This is a genomic window from Staphylococcus muscae (assembly GCF_003019275.1).
GTDB classification, from domain to species: Bacteria; Bacillota; Bacilli; order Staphylococcales; family Staphylococcaceae; genus Staphylococcus; species Staphylococcus muscae.
Genome location: NZ_CP027848.1, coordinates 551373 through 575843, shown reverse-complemented (window position 1 = coordinate 575843; position 24471 = coordinate 551373). Strand labels below are relative to the sequence as shown.

The window sequence follows — 24471 nt, the reverse complement described above, 5'->3', positions numbered from 1 at the left end:
TGTCGCTTTTTTATAATGATTGAATGTATTTTCTTGCAACACGTAGTTCATGTTCTTCGCAAACGTTGATAATGCGTGAATAGTCGGGTGTGTATGACATTCGTTGCCAAATATCATGTGTTTCAATTGGCGCATCACAAATAATCTCGGCTAATTGTTTTGAAGTCATTAAGTTGTCCATATCAGCTTGAATCTTTTTCTGTTGACCAGCTGTAAGTGATTCGATATTAGAGATGACATTTTCAACACTTCCATATTGTTGGATAAGTTTAATGGCTGTTTTTTCACCAATACCTTTAACGCCAGGATAACCATCTGCACTGTCACCCATAAACGCTTTGACATCAATCAATTGTTTTGGTGAAAGACCGTAATGTTCACGGAAAGTATGTGCATCAAACTTTGCATATTCAGTGAATCCTTTTTTTACAAGCCAAATATGAATATTATCTGCTGAACATTGTAGTAAATCTCGATCTCCAGTAATGACGAAGACGTTGTTATTATTTTGATTTGCTGTTTGTGTCGCTAAAGTACCAATCACATCGTCAGCTTCATAGTTGGGTAGACCGATATTAAAGAAACCCAGTTCTTGAGAAATATGTTGTACATGCGAAAATTGAGGAACTAATGCTTCGGGTGGATCAGGACGATTTTGCTTATAACCGGCAAACAATTCATTACGAAATGTTGACTTCCCCATATCCCAACAAATGGCAACATGTGTTGGATCAATATCGTGAATGGCATGCATCACATGTCGTATGAATCCTTGTGTCCCGTTCGTTGGAAGCCCCTTCGATGTAACCATAAAATTTTTATGAACGCTTGTAGCATAGAAATGTCGAAATAACAGTGCCATGCCATCAATCAATAATGTACGTTTATTCATATTATTTATCCTTTAATTCAATATTGTTTTTAGTTTTTGTAATGCTTTTTGTAATGCTTCACGTTGTGATGAATCCATTTCAAATGCGAGTAATGTTGTAATTTCTTGTTGTGCATTATTTTCAAGAGTGCTCAGTTTCTCATGTGCTTGCGCCATTAATGAGTCAGCATATATGTCTAGAGCTTTTTGTAATTCTCTCAGATGTATTTGTAGTTGTTCGACTGTTAGTTCTTTAATCTCTGTTTGCACATTTTGTTGCTGTTTAGGTTGCAAGATGTTTTTCTTCGTTAATTGTTTTGGTAATGCTGAAACAAATGACGATAAATCTAATTGTAAGTATGGTTTTTCAATGCTATCTACCGTAATACTTGTATCTGGTTGTACTATTACATGATGTTGCGCCAATTCTGTAACGACGGGAGCCAATTGATGGGCAAATTGCGTTTCAAAATGTTTTTTCATACGATTCACAAGTAAGGTTTGTTCTAAATACAGCTTTTGATGAATTTGATCTAGATATGATTTTGCAGCATGACGTTTTGCTATTTTGAAATCATCATTATCTGTCATTTGTGTATTAAATACAGTTTTGACATGGTCTAATAACTGGATATTTAAACGTTCATTCAAGTAGTAAATTTGATCTTCCAGTTCACTACGATATTGTGTTAGTACACCTTGAATCATTTGTTTAGGAAATACTGGTGATGTTTCAAAGCGTTTCAAATATGCATGGTTTTGCTCTATTTGCAATGCGTTATTTTCTGCATCTTGAAGCATTGTATCAAGAGAGTCTGTAATGGCTCCTAGTTGATGGACAACTTGTTTTTCAAGTACTTGTTTTGATTCAACATCAGCGAATGTTTGAATAGCATATTGTAGTTTTTCTATACCTGCATCGCCTTTGCGCAAAGCTTCTCGACTTGAAACATCAAAAATATCACAGTGCATTCCGACTTGAGCCAGTGCATCTTGCGTATAATCATGAACTGCTGCCAAATCTTCAGCTGTTTCAGCAAGGTCTGTCGCATTGATTACCATTTTAAAAGCTTGATTTTCAATGAGTTGATTCATATCTTTCATATGCTCGATGAATGCTTTGTCATTGTCAGTAAATGCATGGTTGAAATAACTAACATATAAAATTAAGTCAGCAGTTGCTAGAATTTTTTCTGTTTCGTTCGTATGACGTTGATTGTTGGAATAAAGACCTAATGAATCGACGATAATTTTGTCTTTTAGCCATTCATGTTCGAGTTGTAAGTGAACGGTTCTAACAAACGTTGCGTATTCATCTTCGGCACTCCATTTTCGCAGTTCTTCTTTTGAAATGGCACGTTCATAACCATCTTTAATAAGAGACTCATATAATGAATAATTTTTTTCGATTGCTTCAATAAATGCTAATTTATTTTTATCAATATTCCCTTTTAAATCTCTTAAATCTTGTGATAAAAATGCTTGGAATGAATCGAATTGATAATCAACAGCTTCTACGACATCATTCAATTCATCGAGTAACATCTCTTTTGTTTTAAAAGTAACGGTATTTTGACTGCCATAAGAGATTTCAGTTGTGGCTGCTGTTGTTGGATTTGGAGAACTTACCAAATATTGATCACCTAGTAGCGCATTGATCAAACTACTCTTACCTGCACTGAATGTACCAAACACACCAATTTTGATAACTTGATGATCTAGGCGATCTAACGTCTCTCTCATGTTATGTACTTGCGTGTCATACAGTGATAGTTCAGATAATGTGAATAATGCATCATCAATCTGATTACGCTGTGACTGTTGAGAATCAGTTGTTGTAGTTGATTGTTTAGTCAGCGCATCTTTTGCATCATCTAAATGCTGTGTTGGTGTGTAAGTCATCCGTGTACGATCAATCAATTTGTCGAGAGAGTCATCCAAGTGTATGTAGTAATGTTGATAATTTTTGGTATCAAGTGACGTCTTCAACGCATGGAGCGTACGATAACGTTCGTATACATCTGTCTCGTCATGTGTGGCATCATCATGAAGTTCAACTTGTACATTCGCGATAATCTCGTCATCGAGCGGCTTCGATTCTCTAAGAACGTATTGACCGATTTGTTTCATAAGTGCTTCGGAGAATGTCAGCACATATTGATTACTGATTTGTACTTGTGTCTGATATAAATCAGTTACCAATGATGAAGGAATCTCGAGTGTTTGATTAAGAATACGGTCATTCAGCGCACTGTTATCAATGAAACGTGTCAAAAACACCATATCAGTTTGCATTGGTTTCACAATCTCTTGCGTGACTTGCGTTTGTAACTCTGACATAAGTGTAGCAAGTCGTTCTTCTCTTGCTTGTTCTATTTTCTTGCGTTTATTAAACAGTCCACCTACTGAGAAGTCTTTCGTCATACTCTCTAAATAATATCGAATATGTTCACGCATTTCATGTGACATAATGTAGGCGTTATCAATGATATTTTTGCGCTGTTGTTCAAGGTGACGACGTAATGTACCTGAATTATTAATAAGTTGCGCCTCATTATGAACGGATTGTTCTTGTAAATGTTGTTCGTAAGCGGCGTTAAATGCCTCGGCTTCTATATTCAGTGATTCTAGGCAGTCATTCATTTGTTCTGACAAATATTGAGACTGATGATTTTGAATAAATGTAACCATGCGTTCAACATAATTAGCAAGAGGTTCACGATGGTCGTCTTGCTCATGCATATATGCTTTGAATTCCGCAAATTGATTTTCAGGATGATCGAATTTTGTAATATAGAAAATTTCTTCTAGTTTGATATCCCATTCCGTCAAAGATTTTGAAACACGTGCCTTAAACTCATCAAATGATAACTCTGTATCATTGTGTTTATCAATTTGATTGATGACGAATGTTACTGGTATGCCTGCTTGATTCAACTGTTTCATAAATTGGAAATTCAACGCTGATTGTACGTGGTTATAGTCAACAGTGTAGAACACCATATTACTCGTGTATAAAAAGCGTTCAGTGCTGTGACTGTGTGATTTGACGTTTGAGTCAACCCCCGGTGTATCTTGGAATGTAAATCCATACTGATAGTCATCTGATTGGAAACGAATATCGATAGATTCCACATTGTAGTTTTCCTTGTTCATTTGTTTTACATCATCATAAGACGACAGTTCGGTATATCGTTCACCTTCAATATTTGCGGTGATTCCTGGCGTGTCTGAAACAGTCACTAACGCCGTATTACTTGTTGTTGGGACAGGAGAACTCGGTAAAATATCTTGTCCAATTAGATTGTTAATAATTGTTGATTTGCCAGCTGAAAAATGACCGACGAAAGTCATTGTATAGTGATTTAAATAAACTTTTTTAATTACTTGATTAATAGTATGTACAAAGGTCGTGTGATCTGACTTTTCGACTTCTTTTTTTAATTTATAGAGTATGTCCAATTGTTGCATATTGTTCATTATAATAATTCCCCTTGTTTGTGAGTGTTTACGAGATAAAAGCGGACACATGTAATCATAGAAGTTACCTTGTCCTTAATCATTATTGTATAGCATTTGAGTAAAAGAGAAAATAAAAGAAGTCGATTTAATGGCGAATCTATGAATAATAAAAAGAAGGAAGGGAAATCCCCCTTTTTTTCATCAATAAAGATGTTGTCTACCACTAGTAATGCTGACTAGAAATTTTACAGTATCTAATCAACATGATATTTATTTAAACAATATAAAGGAAGGAACTGAACGCTATGTCTCAGTTCCTTCAAAATACTATATTATTCATGATATTGGAGTGGTTTTGGTTTACGTTTAATCTTAAAAATTTGAGATAAAATATAGATGAAAATCCCAAACCATATAAAACAAAATGTGATGAATTGATCTGCATTAAATGGTTCTTTAAATATAAAAATCCCATTTAGAAAAATTAATGTTGGACCGATATATTGAATGAATCCAATGAGTGATAATGGAATGCGTACCGCCGCAGCAGAGAATGCGAGAAGCGGTACTGCGGTCACTGCCCCTGAAAATAACAGCCAAAACGTCGAGCTATTCATTCCGATACTGAGTCCGTGCGACTGACCAATTATGACGAGATATATGATTGCCATCGGTGCGGTTGCGATAGACTCAATTGTAATGCTACTAACAGCACTCATTGGAACAAGTTTTTTCAATAGACCGTATATGCCGAACGTAAATGCAAGGACAAGTGAAATAAATGGAAATTCTCCAACTTTGAATGTCATATAGAGAACACCAATTGTTGCGAAGAGGATGGCACACCATTCGAGTTTATTAAATCGTTCCTTAAAAAAGAGCATCGCTAAAAAGATACTTACTAATGGATTGATGTAATATCCTAAACTCGTTTGTAGAACAAAGCCTTCGTTAATTGCATAGATGAAAGTTCCCCAGTTGAGTGTAACGACATACCCTGCCGTGATAATGATCAATAGCTTTCTAGGTGTTTTAATAAATTGCTGAAAATCATCTTTGAGTTGTGTCGTTTGTTTTGTGATAGGTACAAGAATAATCATGAATACGAGTGATAAAACGATACGATACATCAGTATTTCTGTTGCACTTACGCCTTCTATTAGTGCCCAATATAAAGGGAGAATTCCCCACATAATATACGCGCTCAATGCGAATAGAATTCCATGCTTAAATGACGCTTCATAGTTCATGTAACGCCCCCCTTTTAAACTTACTCAGATTACGGCTATTTATTTGCCCAATATTGATAATATGTTGTTTCGATATAACCATTGAATAGTTTACGTCTCTTCGTCGCTTTGCGATTAACAAGGTATTCAAATTCTTTGCTGCTTGTCATAATATACATAGAAAGTTGTGGGTTTTGTTGGAGCAATGTTCCTAAATAACGATACATTTCTTCAACTTCATCTCTTTCTCCGATACGCTCACCATATGGTGGATTACCAATTAACCCAATAGGTCCGTCGTGATCGATCGTTAAAGTGTTTACATCTTTAACTTCAAATTGAATGATATCACCCACACCTACTTCATCAGCGTTTCGACGTGCAATTTCAATCATTTCTGGGTCGATATCGGATGCATAGATTTGAATGTCTTTATCGTAATCAGCTTGTGCATCAGCTTCTGCACGAAGTTGATCGAATAAGCCATCGGGAATGATCGACCATTTTTCAGAAACAAATGATCGGTTAAATCCGGGTGCAATATTTTGTGCAATAAGACAAGCCTCAATAGCAATTGTACCAGAACCACAGAATGGATCGATAAGTGGTGTATCTCCAGTCCAGTTTGCTAGCTTCACTAAACTGGCTGCTAATGTTTCTTTGATTGGTGCTTCACCTTGTGCTAAACGATAGCCGCGTTTGTTTAAACCAGAACCAGATGTATCAATTGTTAATAATACATTATCTTTTAAAATATTAACTTCAACTGGGAATTTTGCCCCAGATTCGTCTAACCAGCCTGAAACAGCGTGTTCAGACTTTAATTTTTCAACAATTGCTTTTTTTGTAATTGCTTGAACATCTGGAACACTATGTAAGACTGATTTTAAGCTGCGACCTTGAACAGGAAACTGTCCGTCATCTGGGATGATTTCATGCCATGGTAAAGCTTTCGTCTTTTCGAATAATTCGTCAAAAGTCGTTGCTTTAAATTGTCCTACGATGAGTTTTACACGGTCTGCAGTGCGCAACCACAAATTTGCTTTTACAAGCGCTTCTGCATCACCATTGAAATAGATACGTCCATTTTCAACACGTGTGTCATAGCCTAACTCTTGTACTTCTTTTGCTACAATGGCCTCTAAGCCCATTGGACATACTGCTAATAATTGATACATATTCGGCCTCCTATATTGACTGGATAAATTGATTTATTATTTTTATATGTGCATTACTTTTATAGTCATAGCTTAACATACGGAAGGCTGGGACACATAGAATGCCCCAGCCTTTTATACTAGTTGTAATATTTCTATAAGCCATGTTCTGTACCATAGTACTCATTGCGTGCACTAGTTGCACTCGTACGCCGGTGGTAATCATCTGTCTAAAACATCATCATGATATCTTCTCGTTTATACGTTGAATTCCGTTAAACAAGTGCTCCTACCAAATTTGGATTGCTCACTCGAGGGGTTTACCGCGTTCCACCTCTAATATTTCTATTAGAGCTACGTCACTGTGGCACCTTCAAACTACTATAACCATATCTTACGACTTAGGTTAATTCGTTGCCGTCAATTTCCATTGCCTTGACTTATGGTTTCATCAAGCACGAACACTACAATCATCTCAGATTGTGTGAGCATGGACTTTCCTCTATAAAAAATTATAGCGATTACCCAAAATATTACTTCAAAATTATATCATTTCCGCGATTAAAAGCAATGGTTATTTGCCAAAGACAGCTTTTTCTAAGTTAGAAATACGTTTCAAAATGTCAGCATTGCTATTTTGCATACTCTGACTTGAAAATGACTTACTTTCTTGAGAACGACCTGATGCGACACGAAGTCGTAAGTCTTCAATCTCTTTTTTGAGTTTTTGATTCTCTTCTGAAAGTTTAATGACTTCATTATTTAAATCTGCCATTTTTTGATAATCAACAATAATATCATCTAAAAACGCATCCACTTCTTCAGGACGGTAGCCACGAACAAAGGTTTTTTCAAAATCTTTTTCATAAATGTCTTTTGCTGATAATTTTAACGAAACATCTGACATATTCGTCACCTCATCTGATTCATATTTCATTTGACCACTGTAAATCATCGATAAAACTTGTGATTTCGTCAAATGTCACAACATCACAAGTATAGTTTGTTTGTGCCATAAAATCAACCAGCTTACTTTTGAAATACTTAGGGCTAGCTTCTCGTTCATCGTCGTAAATTAACATTGTCATTTCTGTATGTTCTAGCATGAATTGATCCGCAGCTTGAAATTGATGTGGACCTTCGTAACCACTGTGGAATACTGTATTGACATAATCAGCTTTAGATGCAATGACTTGATAAATCGATTGCTGTTGCTCACGCCATTTTTCAGTATGGTTTTGAAAAGGTGGAATAATCCCCAGTTTAAGTTCAGGATAGCTTTCTTTGAGTTCAATCACACAGGCTGCGGTCCACAGCTCAATGCCCAATTGACCTTGAATCAATACCCACTCTAAACCTTCTTCAAGATAGCCGACTAACTTTTGTTTGATAAAAGCTTTCAAATAAGATACTTCTTTTGCATTTTCTTTAAAAATATTCAATTCATACGGTTTATAACCTGTCACATAAATGGATTTATACATACTTATTGCCTACCTGACTTTCTATCGTGAGCAAATCATGTTTCACTGTTTTGAGTTGATCATAAAATTGTTTTTTACTCGTACGTTTATCATGACAAGCAACTGAGAGTGTTTGCATTAATGATTCGATACGATTTCGTTGTGTTGAGAAGTGATTTGTCGTTTCATGCATAGTATGGATATGCGAGTCTACTATTGAAGTAAATGGGACGACTTCTGTTTGGAAGTCAAAAGTGCGCCCTTCACGTGCAAGAATATATTTTGATTCAATGATAGATATATCATTGAGTAATTGTTGCCATATTATTTTTGTCATAAAAATCACCTTCCTATTACAACATATCGTATCATAAAATGTGACAAAACTTGATAACACTATGCTTTGGGGTAACAGAGAAGTGTCATGTATGTTACAATAATGTCAGTTTATGAAACGCAACAATAAAAAAGTGTTCATAAACCACCTATCCAATATGTTTGTAGGGCATAAAAGATGGAATGTAGGTGAGACTATGAATTATCCCAATGGTAAGCCTTTTAGACAAAATAAGACTCAAGTCGGAAGTCAAAACACACCACAATCACGTACGATAAAATATGGTGGACGTGGCATGTCTTTGGAAAAAGATATCGAACACTCTAACAAGCATTATTTGAATACACGTGTGGCAGTGATTCATAAAAAGCCAACGCCCGTTCAAATCGTGCATGTTGACTATCCTAAAAGAAGTCAAGCAGTCATCAAAGAGGCTTACTTTAGAACGCCTTCAACAACGGATTACAATGGTGTATATCAAGGTCGTCATATCGATTTTGAAGCGAAAGAGACAAAGAACAAAACATCATTTCCAATGCAAAATATTCACGCACATCAGATTGAGCATATGCGTGAAGTTGATAGACATGGTGGTATTGCATTTTTACTCATTCGTTTTAAAGGACGAGATGAAACATATTTGTTATCTTTTAAAGCGCTCATTGTATTTTGGCAACGCTATTTAGATAATGTCAAAAAGTCAATTTCTGTTGAAGAAGTGCAAAAAAATGGTTACTATATTCCCTATCAGTATCAACCGAGATTGGATTATCTAAAAGCAGTTGATAAGTTGATATTAGATGAAAGTGAGGACCGCGTATGACGGAAAAGAAAGCGGCTTCTAATGGTTCTAAAAAGAAGTCCGGTCAAAAAAAGAATAAAAACATTAAGCGTACATTGATAAAAGTGATTAGTTTCCTTGTTTTAGCTTTTGTTATTTTAGCTTTAGTGGGTGTGCTTCTCTTCGCATATTATGCATGGAAAGCGCCTGCCTTTAATGAAGCGAAATTACAAGACCCAAGTCCAGCTAAAATATATGATCAGAATGATAATCTTGTCAAAACGCTTGATAATGGTGCGAGACGTGAGCACGTTGATCTAAAAGATGTTCCAGATCAAATGAAGGATGCTGTACTTGCTACTGAAGACAATCGTTTCTATGATCATGGCGCATTAGACTATAAACGTCTATTTGGCGCAGTTATCAAAAATGTAACTGGTGGATTTGGTTCACAAGGTGCATCGACATTGACACAACAAGTTGTTAAACGTACATTTTTAACAGATCAGAAGTCGATTGAACGTAAGGCACAAGAGGCATATCTTTCATATCGTCTTGAGCAAGAGTACTCTAAGGATGAAATCTTCCAAATGTACTTGAACAAGATCTATTATTCAGATGGTGTATACGGTGTGAAAGCAGCAGCTAAATACTACTTTGATAAAGATTTGAAAGATTTGAATTTAGCTGAGTCAGCATATCTTGCCGGTCTTCCTCAAGTACCAAACACATATAACATCTATGATTACCCTGAGGAAGCTGAGAAACGTAAAGATACAGTGCTTTATTTAATGAATTATCACAATCGTATTAGTGATAAAGAAATGAAAGAAGCACAAGATACACCAATTACTGATAACTTGGTCGATCGCTCTGCCGAAGACCGTGAAATCAAACCTGATGATAGTTCACAACAATACGATTCATACATTAACTTTGTGAAACAAGAATTAATGAGTAATGATGAATTCAAAGGTCGCAACCTATCTGATATTTTAAACAGCGGTCTTAAGATTTATACGTATATGGATAAAGATGTTCAAACAGCGCTTCAAAGCCGTATTGACAATGGTAGTTACTACAAAAATGATGAGCAACAAGTTGGTGCGACAATTGTTGATAGTCAATCTGGCTCATTAACAGCAATATCTGGTGGTCGTAACTACAAAGACGTCGTTCAACGTAACCAAGCGACGGATGTACATCCAACAGGTTCGTCATTAAAACCATTCTTAGCGTATGCACCTGCGATTGAAAACTTACAATGGGCAACGAATCATTCATTGCAAGATGAATCCGTTTATTATATAGACGGCGGTGCTTTCCGAAACTATGATCAGAAGAGTCATGGTGTTGTAACAATCTATGATGCATTGCGACAAAGTTTCAACATCCCTGCCTTGAAAACATGGCAAACGGTGAAAGAGCAAGCCGGTAACAGTGCGCCAACAGACTTTGCTGAAAAAGTTGGTTTAGAATATGAGAATCCAAATATTGGTCCATCAGAAGTATTAGGTGGTTCATCATCAGAATTCTCCCCTGTTCAATTAGCTTCAGCATATGCTTCGTTTGCAAATGGTGGTACTTATAATAAAGCGCATTCGATTAAAAAAGTTGTAGAACCAAATGGTAATACGATTGAATTTGAACATACGAGTCATCAAGCAATGAATGATTACACTGCTTATATGATTACACAAATTTTAGAAGGTACATTTGATACGTATGGTTCAGCTTATGGTAATGATGTTGCTGGCGTTAATGTAGCTGCTAAGACAGGTACAGGTACGTATGGAGATGAAACATATACACAATACAGTCTCCCTAGTTCGGCAGCCAAAGACGTTTGGATTTCTGGATATTCACCACGATATTCAATGTCAATTTGGATGGGCTTCGGAAAAGTTAAGGAATACGGTGAAAACTCATTCGTTGGAAGCTCAGAACAAAAATTACCACAATATTTATTTAGAGACGTAATGGGTGACATCAATCCACAAGATGGTATGGACTTCAACCGCCCTGCTTCAGTTGGAGGTAGTGGTCGTAGCCTTTATGTAGCACAAGCACCAGATGGTAATACAACAAGTAACTTTACAGAATCTAGTGGTGGTACAAATAGCAACTCTAATAATAAGCAAAGTAATCAGAACTCAAATAATTCCAACAATCAACAACAAGGTAATAACAACGGTGGATTTTTGAGAAATTTCCTTAATAACTAACTAATATACAAAGGATGTCCATCTTTTGTGGTGGGCAGATAATTAAAAGTAACTAATTTTATATTTAACTTAATCATAACACGTAGTAATCACTACATTCATTTAAGCGTACAGTTATTCATTAATTGTACGCTTTTTGAGTACTATCATTTCTTTAATACTCACTTGCCAAGGCGCCTCACTTCAACTAATTTTGGCTTTATTGAATAAGTGAAGCCAAAATGGATTTTCAGTTCGGCTTGTTGCCTTAGGCGTCTCGTATTAGAAATGATTTTACACCATACAGTTATATGAGCGTTTGTGACATGTTAAGTTACGAGGTAATCTTTATGCAACACAGCTTAATAGCTCTTGCTTTTTAGAACGTTGATACAGCTTAAAAATGATGAGTATTCTCGCTTTAAAGTTATTAAAGTTGCGATAGCCATATGATACACGTTTAATAAGCTTAATTTTATTATTGATACCTTCAATCGCTCCATTGTTAAACTTCGGGTACTTGATTGTTGAGTAAAGGACATACTCGTATTTCTTATAGAATCGAATGATACGCCAAACACCACGTGATACATGCTTCTTTTCGACACCCATTAAAGTTTCTTTGAAACGTAACCAGTCACATTGTTTCAATGCTTCACGAAGTTGATGAACTAACATATAAGTGTCATAGAGCTGCTGATCAAGACTTAGTAGATATGTTAAAACATCTCTTGATGTTGTGTACGTTTTGAAAGACTTCGACCAAAAGTATTCATAACTATTAATATCCTGCCTGTCAGAAAGAAAGAGTTTCCAGTGCTTTTTCATTTTCGTGTAATCTGTTGATGATCGATAGCGATAAGCATTCATTACAGAAATACGTTGCTTATTTAATTCACGATTAAGGTGCTGAACAATGTGAAAGCGATCAAAGATCAAAATCGCATTTGGAAATACTTCATGAATGAAGTTGATGTATGGTTCATACATATCAGCAGTTACAGTTTTAACAGCTAATCGTTCACGTCGATCAAAGCGATAGAAGTACTCTTTGAGTTTATGAATACGTCTATCTTCTAAGATATCAATAATCTGATTCGTTTCATTATCTATAAACAAAAAACTCATCGCTGTTGTCACGTTCTTAACGCTTTTAAACTCATCTATGGAGATATGTTTTGGCAATCCAGATGAAGGTTTGACTATTAATGATTGTGAGAGTTGATGAATACATCTTTTAACTGTACTCGGTGAAACACTACAATCATGAGCGATATCTATCTCACACTGTACACGTGTGAGTTTATCCTGAATCGCTAATTTCACACGGTTGGTAATAAAGCAGTTACTATCAACAATGTTTGTTTGAGCCGTAAAAGTCTTTAAACAATGTAGACACTTAAAGCGTTCTTTCGCTAAATTAAGATAAACATTGGATTCTTGAGATTTTAATAGTGTTAAACGCGAAACGCGTTTACCATGCTTATGGATTTGCCCATCATTGACACAACCACACTTCATACAAGCTTTGGGTGTATAAGAAAGTGTTCCATAAACAACCGTAGAAAGCCGACCACGCACTTCTACATCTTCTTCCACCTTAAGAACTTGAATATTTTCATCTTTTATTTTTAGTAGTTTTAATATATCATTACACATAGGCGCATCATGTCTCCTCTTTATTTTTTTGTTTAGTCACTTAAAATTATAGAGGCGTGAGCGCTTTTTTTGTATCCAAATGATTTAAAACATAAAAAAGGCGGGATAGCATTTCATGCCATCCCACCACAAAAGATTAAGACCCTATACAAAGGACAGCATTTCGAAATGCTGTCCTTTTTGTATGAAAAAAGCATAACTGCTCAGTTCAGTTATGCTTTACGCGATAAGCGGCATTCATTTTTATCAACTCAGATTTTAATGTTTTCATTTGTTGATAGCCCATATAGTGATGTTTACGTTCTTGAATATAACTGAGACGCTCGTCGAAGTTAAAAGGAACGATAGGGAGTCTTTCTGAAGGTATATTCCCTATGTGTTGTATTTCGTTGATGTAACAAAAATATGCGACTAACAACTCATAATATTCATCTAATAGCGCAATACTTTCGGGCTTTCCAATTTTTCTTGATTGTGCCAAAATATCAAGTTGTTTTTCGATTTCAGACATGTTGTTTAACATCGTCATTCGTTTATCGCTCCTTCCAATCGCATAGCAGCACGGTAGCGTTTTTGTCCTTCACGACAATCTGTAAACAACGGGCAGACATCACATTTTGGCTTTTTCGCAAGACAGTGATAACGTCCGAAGAAGATAAGTTGATGATGACTTTTTGTCCACCTAGACTTTGGAATGATTGAAGTCAATTTACGCTCAACTTCTGTCACACTATCCTTCCAGCGACAAATTCCTAGACGCTTTGAAACACGTTCCACATGCGTATCTACCGCGAGTGCTGGTTCGCCAAATGCGACGCTCATAACAACATTCGCTGTTTTTCGTCCAACACCAGCAAGTCCTACTAATTTAGCGTGATCTTCAGGAATTTCTCCATCATATTGGTCAATCAAAGAACGGCATAATTTTTGAATATTTTTTGCTTTATTTCGATATAAACCTATTGAGCGAATATCATTTTGTAATTCTTCTAATGAAACCGATAAATAGTCTTCTGGTGTATGATATTTTTGAAATAATGTCTTCGTTACTTTGTTTACGGTGTTATCTGTACACTGTGCAGATAACAATACGGCAATTGTGAGTTCAAACGCATTGTTATGAACGAGTTCACATTCAGCATCTGGAAACATGCCATCAATGACATCAATCATTTCTAATGCTTTTTTCTTACTTATCAAATGGGTTTTCTCCTTTCAGCCAATCAAATTTCGGGAAGTTTTCAATTTTTTTTACGACGGATTGCTGTTTATTGAATTTCGCACGGATGGGTTTTGCATCATCTACTGTTCGTACGTTATTTTTTTCCCAATTCAATAAAATTCTATCTACATATTTTAGACTTGTTTTGTTATGTGATAATGCTTCATCGACGGCCGCATGAATAATCGTCAAATCATATTCATTAACGTCGAGCCATTTATTCAAAGTTTCAAATTCAAGTGCGGATAATGTTCGTCCAAAGCCATTTTCGATTTTTTGAAATAATGCTTTGAATGCTTGTTTTTTATCGATATTTTGCATATTGGAATTGATATTTTCGAATACTTGGTTAAGCTGTTCATAAAAACCATCTAAGTTAATGTATTCACTTAGTCTACCGTCATTATTTTTCGCAACATTCATTTCCAAAAGACCTAATTGGATCAATTTCTGAATAATCATCGTTATTTCAGAAGCTTGCATCGTTGTTCCCTTCTGTAAAACATCAATTGAAGGAAGCTCATTGCTCGTCTCATAGGCATATAGTATTTTCATTAATATGATGAGATCTGATTCATTTAGTCCGAGAGACGCATAATGTTCAAGTAATTCGTATCGACATACAAAAGGTCGTGTTTTTAATTCATGAAGATTCATCAAATCCCCCCTTCTTTTCACGTAGCATGACTATCATACCGTATTTTACGAATACTTTATAGCAATTAATACGGAATTATTAGCATAAGTTAAAACCCATTGAAAGTCCTTTGATATAAAGGTTTCAATGGGTTATGATGCGCATATTTCAATGCCATTTAATTATGGGTATAAGCGATTGAGTAAACGTGGGAATGGCGAAGTTTCACGAACATGTTCAACACCAGAAATCCAAGCGACTGTACGCTCTAATCCTAAACCGAAGCCACTGTGTGGAACGCTACCGTATTTTCGTAAGTCTAAATAATATTGATAGCTTTCTGGATCGAGTTGGTGTGCATCTATGCGTGATTCTAACAATGCCAAATCATTAATACGTTCTGAACCACCGATGATTTCACCGTAACCTTCAGGTGCAATTAAGTCTGCACACAGTACAGTGTCTTCATTATCAGGATTTGGTTGCATATAGAACGGTTTAATTTTTGTTGGATAGTTCACGATAAATACAGGTAAATCATAGTGATTGGCAATTGCGGTTTCATGAGGTGCACCAAAATCATCGCCCCACTCAATATCATCAAAACCAGCTTCGTGTAAGAACTTAATTGCATCATCATACGTAATACGTGGAAATGGTGCAACGACTTTTTCTAATTTTGATGTATCACGTTCTAAAACTTTTAATTCTAATTTACAGTTTTTAAGTACAGATTGTACGACAAATGCGACATATTCTTCTTGAACTTTTAAACTTTCGTTGTGATTTGTAAATGCCATTTCTGGTTCAATCATCCAGAATTCAATCAAATGGCGACGTGTTTTTGATTTTTCAGCACGGAAAGTTGGACCGAATGAGAATACTTTACCGTGTGCCATTGCTGCAGCTTCCATATACAACTGCCCACTTTGAGAGAGGAAAGCATCTTCATCAAAATATTTTGTGTGGAACAACTCACTTGTTCCTTCTGGAGCACTTGCAGTTAAAATTGGTGGGTCAATTTTTGTAAATCCATTTTCATTAAAGAATTCATATGTTGCACGGATGATTTCATTACGAATTTTCATCACTGCATGTTGTTTTTTTGAACGTAACCATAAGTGACGGTGATCCATTAAAAATTCAGTGCCGTGACTTTTTGGTGTGATTGGATAATCATGTGCTTCATGAATCACTTCGATTTGTTTCACTTGCATTTCATAGCCTAAGTCAGAACGTTGATCTTCGGTAATTTCGCCTGTGATATAGATAGAAGATTCTTGTGTGAGTGATTTAGCCGTTTTGAAGAGATCTTCACCGACTTCTGATTTGACAACAACGCCTTGCATAAAACCAGTACCATCACGTAGTTGTAAAAATGCAATTTTACCGCTTGAGCGCTTATTAGCAAGCCAAGCACCAATTGTTACTTCTTGTCCGATATAATTTTTTGCTTCTTTAATTGTTGTTTTCATAATTAATCTCCTATTTTATTTTACTGTTATTATTTTAACAAAAGTTAATAATCACATCTAGGGTTGGCATCAGTTTTTCTGTTCAACTTCCGTTTGTCTGAGTTGTTTTAAGCGCTTTTCAAACGTATCGATATCACCAATTTGTTGATGATAAGGTTGGATCGTTTTTTGGAAAAATGGTTTAAAACGACTGTTGATTAAGCGATTATCAAATGAGACAATAATTCCTTTATCATGCTCATTTCTTAACAGTCGACCGAGTCCTTGTCTGAAACGTGTCACAGCATCTGGTAAAATATAATCTTTAAAAATATTAGAGAATTCGTCTTTTAATAGTAATGGTTTCGTCGCATGCTGATTCATGAATGGGAGTTTTACAATCATGACACATTTGACGCCTTGCGCTTGGTAGTCAAAGCCTTCAAAAAAGCTACTTGTTCCTAATAAGATCGCTTTATCAAAATGATTGAACTGTTGAACAATCTTTTGATTTTGACTTTGTTGCTGTGCAAGAATGACATAGTCCTCAAAGAGTGAGATATCATTTAAATAGTCCATGACGATATACATCATTTGATAACTTGTAAATAAAACTAAACATTTCCCATTTGTTGTTGAGACGTAGCGCGATATATATTCTACAATCGTTTGAATATACGCATCATGATTTTGATAATGATAATCTTCAATATCGTTTGGTATAAAGATATAGCCATTCTCATATTTGGATGGTTCAACGTGAATCTGATAGCGGTTAAAAGCAGTATCTTCTTTAAACCAATTTTCAAATGCAGTAAAAGATTGATTAAATGTCAAAGTGCCTGAAATGAAGGTGAGCGATTTAAACTGTAAAAGTAACTTTTCAGTCAATATTGTTTTTACATCATCTTGTTTAATATGCAATCGAATGGTCGCTTTTTGATCTAAATTTTTAAGAGATACATAAAAAACGTTTCCTTGCTTAATCCCTTCTTCAAATGGTTTTAACTGCGCAACAATATTTAATAGTTGCTTACGTAATGTTTTGACTGTTTTATGTTTAATCGTTTCAAAATGAAGAAGTGTGAGATGTATTTTTTTTATCAGTTGTTGTATATCTATTAACAGTGATTCTGTTGATAAATCATAGAAATCATATCGTTTTGAAGACTCATCGTTATGTAGTTGTTCTGGTCGAATCTGTGTGAACAATCGTTCAAAAAGCGCATCGTTCATTTCGTGTATTTCATTGATATCTTGTTTGATTGCAAAGACATTCATCGGTGCAATATTTAATTTTTGTTGGACTCTTAATTGTTCTAGTTGATCAACTTGCGCTAGTAACTTTTCATTTTCTGTTTTTCCAATCAGCCCAAGTTGATATTTAATATCTGCGTATCCTACTTCATGTACCACACAATCTAAGGCATAGTCAGGTAATCGATGTGCTTCGTCAATAATGCAGTGGTCGAATAGTTGATAAATCACATTCTCACCTGATGCTTTTAATAAGTGTGCATGGTTTGTAATCCCTATTTGAATATGTGATGCTTGCATTCTGAGTTGATAGTAATAGTCGATATCTTTTCGTATAGGAACGTATGTCTCAATTTTTTGATCAAGATACATTTTTACGCCACCGCGCAAATTCAGTTCATGAATGTCTCCGGTATGTGTTTCGATTAACCATACGAGCAATTGCATTTTAAGTAAATTAACTTCATAGTTATTCGTTTGATCTTTAATGATTTGTTGCACGAGCCCCAAAGAAATGTAGTCTTTTTTACTTTTGACCATACAGGCATTCAACTGTGTATTTAATGCTCGATTGATTAATGGGATATCTTGTTGAATTAATTGATATTGTAATAGCTTTGTATTTGTTGAAATCATCACATGTTCGCCAGTTTCGATATAATACATCACTGCTGCAATAAGGTATGCGAGAGATTTGCCACTCCCTGTTTCAGCTTCAATCAATGCATTTTCATCATGCATAAGCTGATGATAAATTACTTCAGTCAAGTAACGTTGATCTTCACGGTATTGATAACCTGCCTGTGTCACTACTTTCTTATAGAGTGCATTCAAATCACCATCAAAATCAATGTATGGTTTTTCAAAAAGATAAACAGGCTGATAGTATATTTGTTCAAATTGTTCTAATAAGGGCGAAACGGTCTGATCGCTATGATGTTTTCGTACGAGTTCAAAGAAATAATCTTGTAAGTTAAATTTTAAATCTTTGCTCAAATGAAATAATTGCTTTTTTGTTTCAATGGGTAGACCCTCAAATTGATGAAAGGCACGTATCATGATTTTTGCTGTTGTTTCTGCATCTTCGTCTGCTCGATGTGCTTGCGTCAACGGAATGTTTAAATCTTGTGCTAATTCACTTAACTGGTAACTTTTTGCTGTTGGAAATGCAATTTTGAACAGTTCTAAAGTGTCAATCACACGTCTTGGATTGTATGAGATATGACATTGTTCGAATGCGATTTTCAAAAAATTTAAGTCAAAATTTACATTGTGCGCAACAAAAACACAGCCTTGTAATTTTTTAAATAACTCATCTGCTATTTCATGAAAATAAGGTGCTTTTGTAAGCATATGATTTTCAATAGATGTCAGTGCTTGAATAAATGTTGGGATTTCTTTGTCTGTTTTAATCATTGTATGGTAAGTATCCACAATCGCATGTTGTTCGATAAATACGATACCGATTTGAATAATATCATCAATATGTGGTTGGTTACCTGTCGTTTCTAGATCAATGACAGCATATCTTGGTGATTTCATTCCAATGACGCCCTCCTTTCACGACAACACTAAGGTAGTTCGATATCTGCACTCATAAGACGATGGATATCGCCTTGTTCATCTAATACATATAAAAAGCCATCATTGTCAATACGAATGACTTTTCCATAAAATCGTTTTTCACCTTCTGTAAAACGTAATCGACGATTCCATATATTGGACACAGCGATGTATTCATCTTTAATCGTGCTAAATGGTTCCGTCAAAAACTGTTGGTATCGTCGTTCGATTTGTATGATTAAATTCCGCAAAAATATATAACGTTCTACATCTGTTTCACGATGTTGACGAATACTTGTTGCTTGAAGTGGTACAGACGTATCAAAGTCATCGGATTGCTGATTGACATTAATGCCAATGCCACAGATGACAGCTTCAATCCCATCTGCATTCGCAATCATTTCAGTTAAAAAGCCACAGACTTTTCTATTACCAATATAAATGTCATTTGGCCATTTGATTGAAACTTTCTCATCTGTATATTGTTGAATCGTATGACAAATTGCGAGTGAAATGAACAAATTAAATGTTGTTAACATAGAAAAAGGAATGTTGGGACGTAATACGAGTGTCATCCAAATGCCTTTTCCTTTCGCTGATTGCCAAGGGCGTTTGAACCGTCCTTTGCCAGCAGTTTGTTCATCACTTAATATCAACATACTTTCAGAATGATCGATGAGTAAATGTTTCGCAATATCTTGTGTTGATGTAACTGACTCATATGTTTCAATCGTTTCAATTAGTGATTGATGTTTCAACAAATCCTGAAGAATTCCTTTATGCCAGACAGTTGGATAATCATTTAAACGATGTCCTTTATTATGAACAGAGTCTATTGAAACATGTTCCGATTTGAGTTGATCAATGACCTTCTTAACTGTCATGCGTGAAATATTTAGTTGATTGGCAATTGCTTGTCCTGATACATATTGTGGTTGTGCCTCAGCTAACAATTGTAAAATTTGATCACGATATTTCGACATGTGCCTTCACCCATTCAATAATTTCTTGTTCGTTATTGTTCACCTTTTGTTGTACGACAGCACATTCAGCACAACGCAAGGCTTCTTTTAACCATGGACCTGCTTTTCGATTCAATGCCGTCATAAGTACTGTTCCATTGACTGCTAATTGTTGTCTCTCTTGAATTACAAGCGACTGCCAAGTGTCGGAGATTGTTTGTGTATTAAAAATAAGTGGTGACACTTGTGGGATGCCATTCGTTTTCAATTGAGATTGTATTGCGAGCAATTCAATGCATCGTGTTTGCCCAAAATCATAGACAAATTGACGCAATTCTGCTTTTGTATTTAATGTTGGTGCGCACTTCATTGCACGGCATAATTGCTCTGCGTGTTTGATTTCATCATTGCTCCGTTTTAATTGCTTTGTATTGCTCGTTTGCCCTTGCATGTGATACATGATCATTGCTAAAAACTGAGCCAATGTAACAGGACTTGTAATGCGAATATGATGCATGTCTATTTCTTTAAAGAAAGGCATGTATTTCCATATATTCAAATCATGTAACATCTCAAAGGTACTAGAGACATATTGACCATTTAATAGTTTCTCTAGTTCTACCATGATACGTTCAATTGCAAGATGTGTGATATCTGGAGTGCGTTGTAACATTGCTTTGTATGTTTCTGACGCAATTGTAAAACCGAGTTGTGATTTGAAACGGACACCTCTTAAAATACGCAACGCATCCTCTCCAAAACGTTCATCAGGGTTTCCTACTGTGCGAATGACCTTTGATTGGATGTCTGTTTGGCCATCAAAATAATCAGTCATATGAAAATGTTGATTCATCGCAATTGCGTTAATCGTAAAGTCACGTCGTTCGACATCTTGGTATAAATCACGGACAAAGTGAACCTCACTTGGACGACGGTGATCGATGTAATCGCCTTCCGTACGAAAAGTGGTGATTTCATAGTTGTTGCCTTGCCAAACAACATTTATTGTACCGTGCGCTTTGCCAATCGGAATTGTATGTTCGAACAGTGCTTCGACTTCATCTGGCGTCGCATTCGTTGTGATATCGATATCATTGATGGGTCTTTTCATTAAATAATCACGGACTGAACCACCGACAAAATACGCTTCATACCCGTGACTAACGAGCTGTTGCATGACAGGTAAAGCTGTTACAAACATCTCTTTATCATGCATCGTTGGATTCTCCAATCATTTGACGGTACTGGTCCTCGTACTGATCAGCAATAATAGACGAGTGAAAGCGTTGTTGAACATCTGTTAACATACGTTGCTGCATTTGTTTATACAGCTGTGGATTGGACAATAACTTTATCGCATACTCCGCAGCATGTTGACTATCTCCTATATCGACTAAATATCCAGTTTCCCCATGTTTGATGACTTCTTTAATACCACCTGCATATGTACCAATGGGAACAACGCCTGTTGTCATCGCTTCAAGTAATGTTAGACCAAAACTTTCTTTTTCACTCATTAAGAGGACTAAGTCTGAGATTTGATAAAAATTACTGACACAATCTTGCTTGCCTAAAAATAATACATCATCTTGTAATTGTAATTCACGGACTTTTTCGCGCATATCGAGAAGTTCTGGCCCATCGCCAATCAATAATAGTTTTGATTTCATTTCTTGGCGAATTAGCTTGAATGTGTCAATAATTGTATCTATTCGCTTTACTTTACGGAAGTTCGATACATGGATGATGACTTTTTCATCTTCTGCGATTCCATAGCTTGTCTTGAGTTCGGGTTGATAACCTGTTGGAAATTCCGATTCACGTACGAAATTATAAATTGGAACAATATCTTTGTTTGGTTTAATGATGTCATAAGTTTCTTCTTTAAGTGATTGGCTGACACTTGTCACGACATCACTTTGTTCAATGCCAAACTTGATTGCGTTACGCAAAGCATGATCGTACCCAAGAACAGTGATATCTGTACCGTGAAGCGTTGTCATAATTTTAATATCTTTACCTGACATTTGTCGTGCAAGAATGCCACATATCGCATGTGGAATTGCGTAATGCATATGTAACACGTCCAAATCATATTCGTTGATAACATTCGCAATTTTTGTACTCAATGAAATGTCATAGGGTGGATATTGGAAGACAGCATATTGATTCACATCTACTTGGTGAAAAGTAATATTAGGAATCGGTTTGTTGAGCCTAAAAGGCATATTGGACGTGATAAAGTGTACTTCATGGCCACGTTCTGCCATCAAAATACCGAGTTCAGTTGCAATCACACCTGACCCGCCGATAGAGGGATAACACGTAATTCCTATTTTCATGTAAAGACCTCCTTTATTTTCTCTCAAAACGATCTTTATCACGTGTATTAAACTTGTGCATCGTTTGATTAAAACTGTTTGTCATATCAATATTGAGTGAGTTCGCGATACAAAGTAATACGAATAAATTATCGCCGAGTTCTGCTTCAATTGTGTTCATTTCTTCACTTTCTTTTTTACGTTTTTCTCCGTAATAATGATTGATTTCACGCGCAAGCTCACCCACTTCTTCCGTCATGCGTGCTAGATTAGCAAGTGGAGAGAAATACCCTGCTTTGAATTGTGAAATATAAGCATCTACTTCTTGTTGCATCTCGTGCATAGATTTTGACATGATATGACCTCTTTCTTATTAAGCATTCTCTTTCATGATACATGTATCTGCCTTCTTGAGCAATTCTAGATGCTTATAAGATGAATAAAAAACGATGTGTATCTGTTCATAGTTACATATCCAATTTGTATGATTGTAGAAAGACACAAAAAAGCTGAAACAGAATCTGTTTCAGCTTTTCAAGACTATTCTTGAGAACGTGCAAGTAAGATGAAGCGTAATAGCTCTGCCACTGCAACAGCTGTTGCTGCGACATATGTCATTGCTGCTGCTCTTAGAACACGACCTGCATGTTTGTATTCATTTTCATTAACGATTTGCATCTTCTTAATTTGAGTCATAGCACGTTTACTCGCATCAAACTCAACTGGTAAAGTAACAATTGAGAATAACACTGCAAAGGCCATTAAGAAAATACCAATCCACAATGCTGATGTTCCAAAAGCACTATTCATTGCAGTTAATACAACGCCCATCATAATAAAGATATATGATAATGAACTACCTAAGTTTGCCACAGGAACAAGTGCTGTGCGGAAACGTAAGAAGAAATAACCTTCATAGTGTTGAATGGCATGTCCTACTTCGTGTGCTGCAATAGCTGTTCCGGCTACACTTGGGCGGTCATAGTTTGCTGGTGATAAAACGACAACTTTCTTTCTAGGGTCATAGTGATCTGTCAAAAAGCCATTTCCTCGTTGGACGTCGACGTCATTTATCCCATTGGCATGTAATATTTCTAATGCCACTTCTCTACCTGTTTTACCACTTGTTGATCTCACTTTTGAATATTTTTCATAGTTTGATTTTACACTGTGTTGTGCGTACATTGGAAGAATCATTATGATGGCAAAATATACGATCATTGATACTAAAGACATGTTGTTCACTCCTTTTGTTATATTTTACGTGGTTCATGTTATAGGGTCAAACTATTTACTTGTGCGGCGCTTAATTTTTAGAATAACGTAAAGGAGCGGAATTATAGATAGCCAAAACGCAATATATCCAATGAGACTTTCGTAACTTGCTAGCGGTCCGTAGACTGGATATTGGTGAAATACATAGTCGATGACATCGTTGTGAATGACCCATACGATTGTGACTGCAAGACTGACGAACGTAAATCGAAATCTTGGTATGAACATGAGTGCTTGGATAGCCATGATGCCATGTGACATGATAAGCATAACCCCTACGATATAGATGGTGTTGTCTTCATAAAAAAGCATAATATTCATGATGACAGCCCAAACGCCGTATTTGAATAGTGTGACAAAGGCGAGCGTATCAACAATGGATGATTGTTTATTCAATATAAACAATAAGATACTGATTGATAAAAAGAGGGTTGCGGTTGGACTGTCTGGTACGAACGGCCAAAAATACCAAGGTGTTTGTGATAGTTGACCTTCGTACCAAATATATCCATAAATCGTCCCTAATACGTTGCAGAAGAGTAAAAAATAAAGAAATGGCTTATCAAACAAAAAAGCACGCATGAGTTCTTTAAGAGACATGATATTTACCTCGTGAC

General features: G+C 35.8%; 21 protein-coding genes and 1 other RNA gene. 2 read left to right on the top strand and 20 right to left on the bottom strand.

Features of this window, described 5'->3' with window-relative positions; genetic code table 11:
* Window positions 1-10 precede the first annotated feature (10 nt).
* From C7J88_RS02760 to C7J88_RS02725, 8 genes are all read right to left on the bottom strand, one after another.
* Entirely contained in the window at window positions 11-892 is an 882-nt protein-coding gene (locus C7J88_RS02760; RefSeq protein WP_095116980.1) for a 5'-3' exonuclease, read from the bottom strand.
* Window positions 893-904: 12 nt separating this feature from the next.
* Entirely contained in the window at window positions 905-4351 is a 3447-nt protein-coding gene (locus C7J88_RS02755; protein ID WP_095116978.1) for a dynamin family protein, read from the bottom strand.
* 314 nt (window positions 4352-4665) lie between these two features.
* Entirely contained in the window at window positions 4666-5583 is a 918-nt protein-coding gene (rarD, locus tag C7J88_RS02750; protein ID WP_095116976.1) for an EamA family transporter RarD, read from the bottom strand.
* 35 nt (window positions 5584-5618) lie between these two features.
* The gene (locus tag C7J88_RS02745) at window positions 5619-6740 is read right to left on the bottom strand and encodes a THUMP domain-containing class I SAM-dependent RNA methyltransferase (RefSeq protein ID WP_095116974.1); all 1122 of its coding nucleotides are present in this window, start codon (window positions 6738-6740) and stop codon (window positions 5619-5621) included.
* 132 nt (window positions 6741-6872) lie between these two features.
* Window positions 6873-7252: RNase P RNA component class B (gene rnpB, locus C7J88_RS02740), an RNA gene on the bottom strand.
* Between the two features lie 41 nt (window positions 7253-7293).
* The gene (gene gpsB, locus C7J88_RS02735) at window positions 7294-7626 is read right to left on the bottom strand and encodes a cell division regulator GpsB (protein WP_095116972.1); all 333 of its coding nucleotides are present in this window, start codon (window positions 7624-7626) and stop codon (window positions 7294-7296) included.
* A 19-nt stretch (window positions 7627-7645) separates the two neighbouring features.
* Window positions 7646-8203, bottom strand: a complete 558-nt coding sequence (locus C7J88_RS02730) for an SLOG family protein (RefSeq protein WP_095116970.1) — start codon at window positions 8201-8203, stop codon at window positions 7646-7648.
* On the bottom strand, window positions 8196-8519 hold the full coding sequence (locus C7J88_RS02725) for a DUF1798 family protein (RefSeq protein WP_095116968.1): 324 nt from the start codon (window positions 8517-8519) through the stop codon (window positions 8196-8198). The genes C7J88_RS02730 and C7J88_RS02725 overlap by 8 nt, the downstream gene beginning before the upstream one ends.
* A 196-nt stretch (window positions 8520-8715) precedes the next feature.
* On the opposite strand from C7J88_RS02725, the gene recU reads away from it, so the two are divergent.
* A complete protein-coding gene (gene recU / locus C7J88_RS02720) occupies window positions 8716-9342 on the top strand; it encodes a Holliday junction resolvase RecU (RefSeq protein WP_095116966.1) in 627 nt (208 codons plus the stop codon).
* Window positions 9339-11525 (top strand): transglycosylase domain-containing protein, encoded by a 2187-nt coding sequence (locus C7J88_RS02715; RefSeq protein WP_095116965.1) that lies wholly within the window; start codon window positions 9339-9341, stop codon window positions 11523-11525. The genes recU and C7J88_RS02715 overlap by 4 nt, the downstream gene beginning before the upstream one ends.
* A gap of 327 nt (window positions 11526-11852) precedes the next feature.
* Here the strand turns inward: C7J88_RS02715 and C7J88_RS02710 are convergent, their stop codons facing one another.
* From C7J88_RS02710 to C7J88_RS02655, 12 genes are all read right to left on the bottom strand, one after another.
* Window positions 11853-13163, bottom strand: coding sequence for an ISL3 family transposase (locus C7J88_RS02710; protein ID WP_059108181.1), 1311 nt, complete (start codon window positions 13161-13163; stop codon window positions 11853-11855).
* 208 nt (window positions 13164-13371) lie between these two features.
* Entirely contained in the window at window positions 13372-13692 is a 321-nt protein-coding gene (locus C7J88_RS02705) for a YpoC family protein (protein ID WP_095116963.1), read from the bottom strand.
* Entirely contained in the window at window positions 13689-14363 is a 675-nt protein-coding gene (gene nth / locus C7J88_RS02700; protein WP_095116962.1) for an endonuclease III, read from the bottom strand. The genes C7J88_RS02705 and nth overlap by 4 nt, the downstream gene beginning before the upstream one ends.
* Complete coding sequence (locus C7J88_RS02695; protein WP_095116960.1) at window positions 14353-15042, bottom strand: DnaD domain-containing protein; 690 nt, start codon at window positions 15040-15042, stop codon at window positions 14353-14355. The genes nth and C7J88_RS02695 overlap by 11 nt, the downstream gene beginning before the upstream one ends.
* A 162-nt stretch (window positions 15043-15204) precedes the next feature.
* Window positions 15205-16497: an asparagine--tRNA ligase gene (asnS, locus tag C7J88_RS02690; RefSeq protein WP_095116958.1), complete on the bottom strand. Its 1293-nt coding sequence runs from the start codon at window positions 16495-16497 to the stop codon at window positions 15205-15207.
* 69 nt (window positions 16498-16566) lie between these two features.
* Window positions 16567-19275 (bottom strand): helicase C-terminal domain-containing protein, encoded by a 2709-nt coding sequence (locus tag C7J88_RS02685; RefSeq protein ID WP_095116956.1) that lies wholly within the window; start codon window positions 19273-19275, stop codon window positions 16567-16569.
* 29 nt (window positions 19276-19304) lie between these two features.
* The gene (locus C7J88_RS02680) at window positions 19305-20279 is read right to left on the bottom strand and encodes a biotin--[acetyl-CoA-carboxylase] ligase (protein ID WP_095116954.1); all 975 of its coding nucleotides are present in this window, start codon (window positions 20277-20279) and stop codon (window positions 19305-19307) included.
* On the bottom strand, window positions 20263-21474 hold the full coding sequence (locus C7J88_RS02675) for a CCA tRNA nucleotidyltransferase (protein ID WP_095116952.1): 1212 nt from the start codon (window positions 21472-21474) through the stop codon (window positions 20263-20265). Before C7J88_RS02675 ends, C7J88_RS02680 begins: the two co-directional genes overlap by 17 nt.
* Complete coding sequence (gene bshA, locus C7J88_RS02670; RefSeq protein ID WP_095116950.1) at window positions 21467-22600, bottom strand: N-acetyl-alpha-D-glucosaminyl L-malate synthase BshA; 1134 nt, start codon at window positions 22598-22600, stop codon at window positions 21467-21469. Before bshA ends, C7J88_RS02675 begins: the two co-directional genes overlap by 8 nt.
* Before the next feature lie 13 nt (window positions 22601-22613).
* Window positions 22614-22934, bottom strand: coding sequence for a nucleotide pyrophosphohydrolase (locus tag C7J88_RS02665; RefSeq protein WP_095116949.1), 321 nt, complete (start codon window positions 22932-22934; stop codon window positions 22614-22616).
* Between the two features lie 185 nt (window positions 22935-23119).
* Window positions 23120-23815, bottom strand: coding sequence for a zinc metallopeptidase (locus C7J88_RS02660; RefSeq protein ID WP_169712257.1), 696 nt, complete (start codon window positions 23813-23815; stop codon window positions 23120-23122).
* 51 nt (window positions 23816-23866) lie between these two features.
* Window positions 23867-24454, bottom strand: coding sequence for a DUF1405 domain-containing protein (locus C7J88_RS02655; RefSeq protein ID WP_095116947.1), 588 nt, complete (start codon window positions 24452-24454; stop codon window positions 23867-23869).
* Between the last annotated feature and the right edge of the window lie 17 nt (window positions 24455-24471).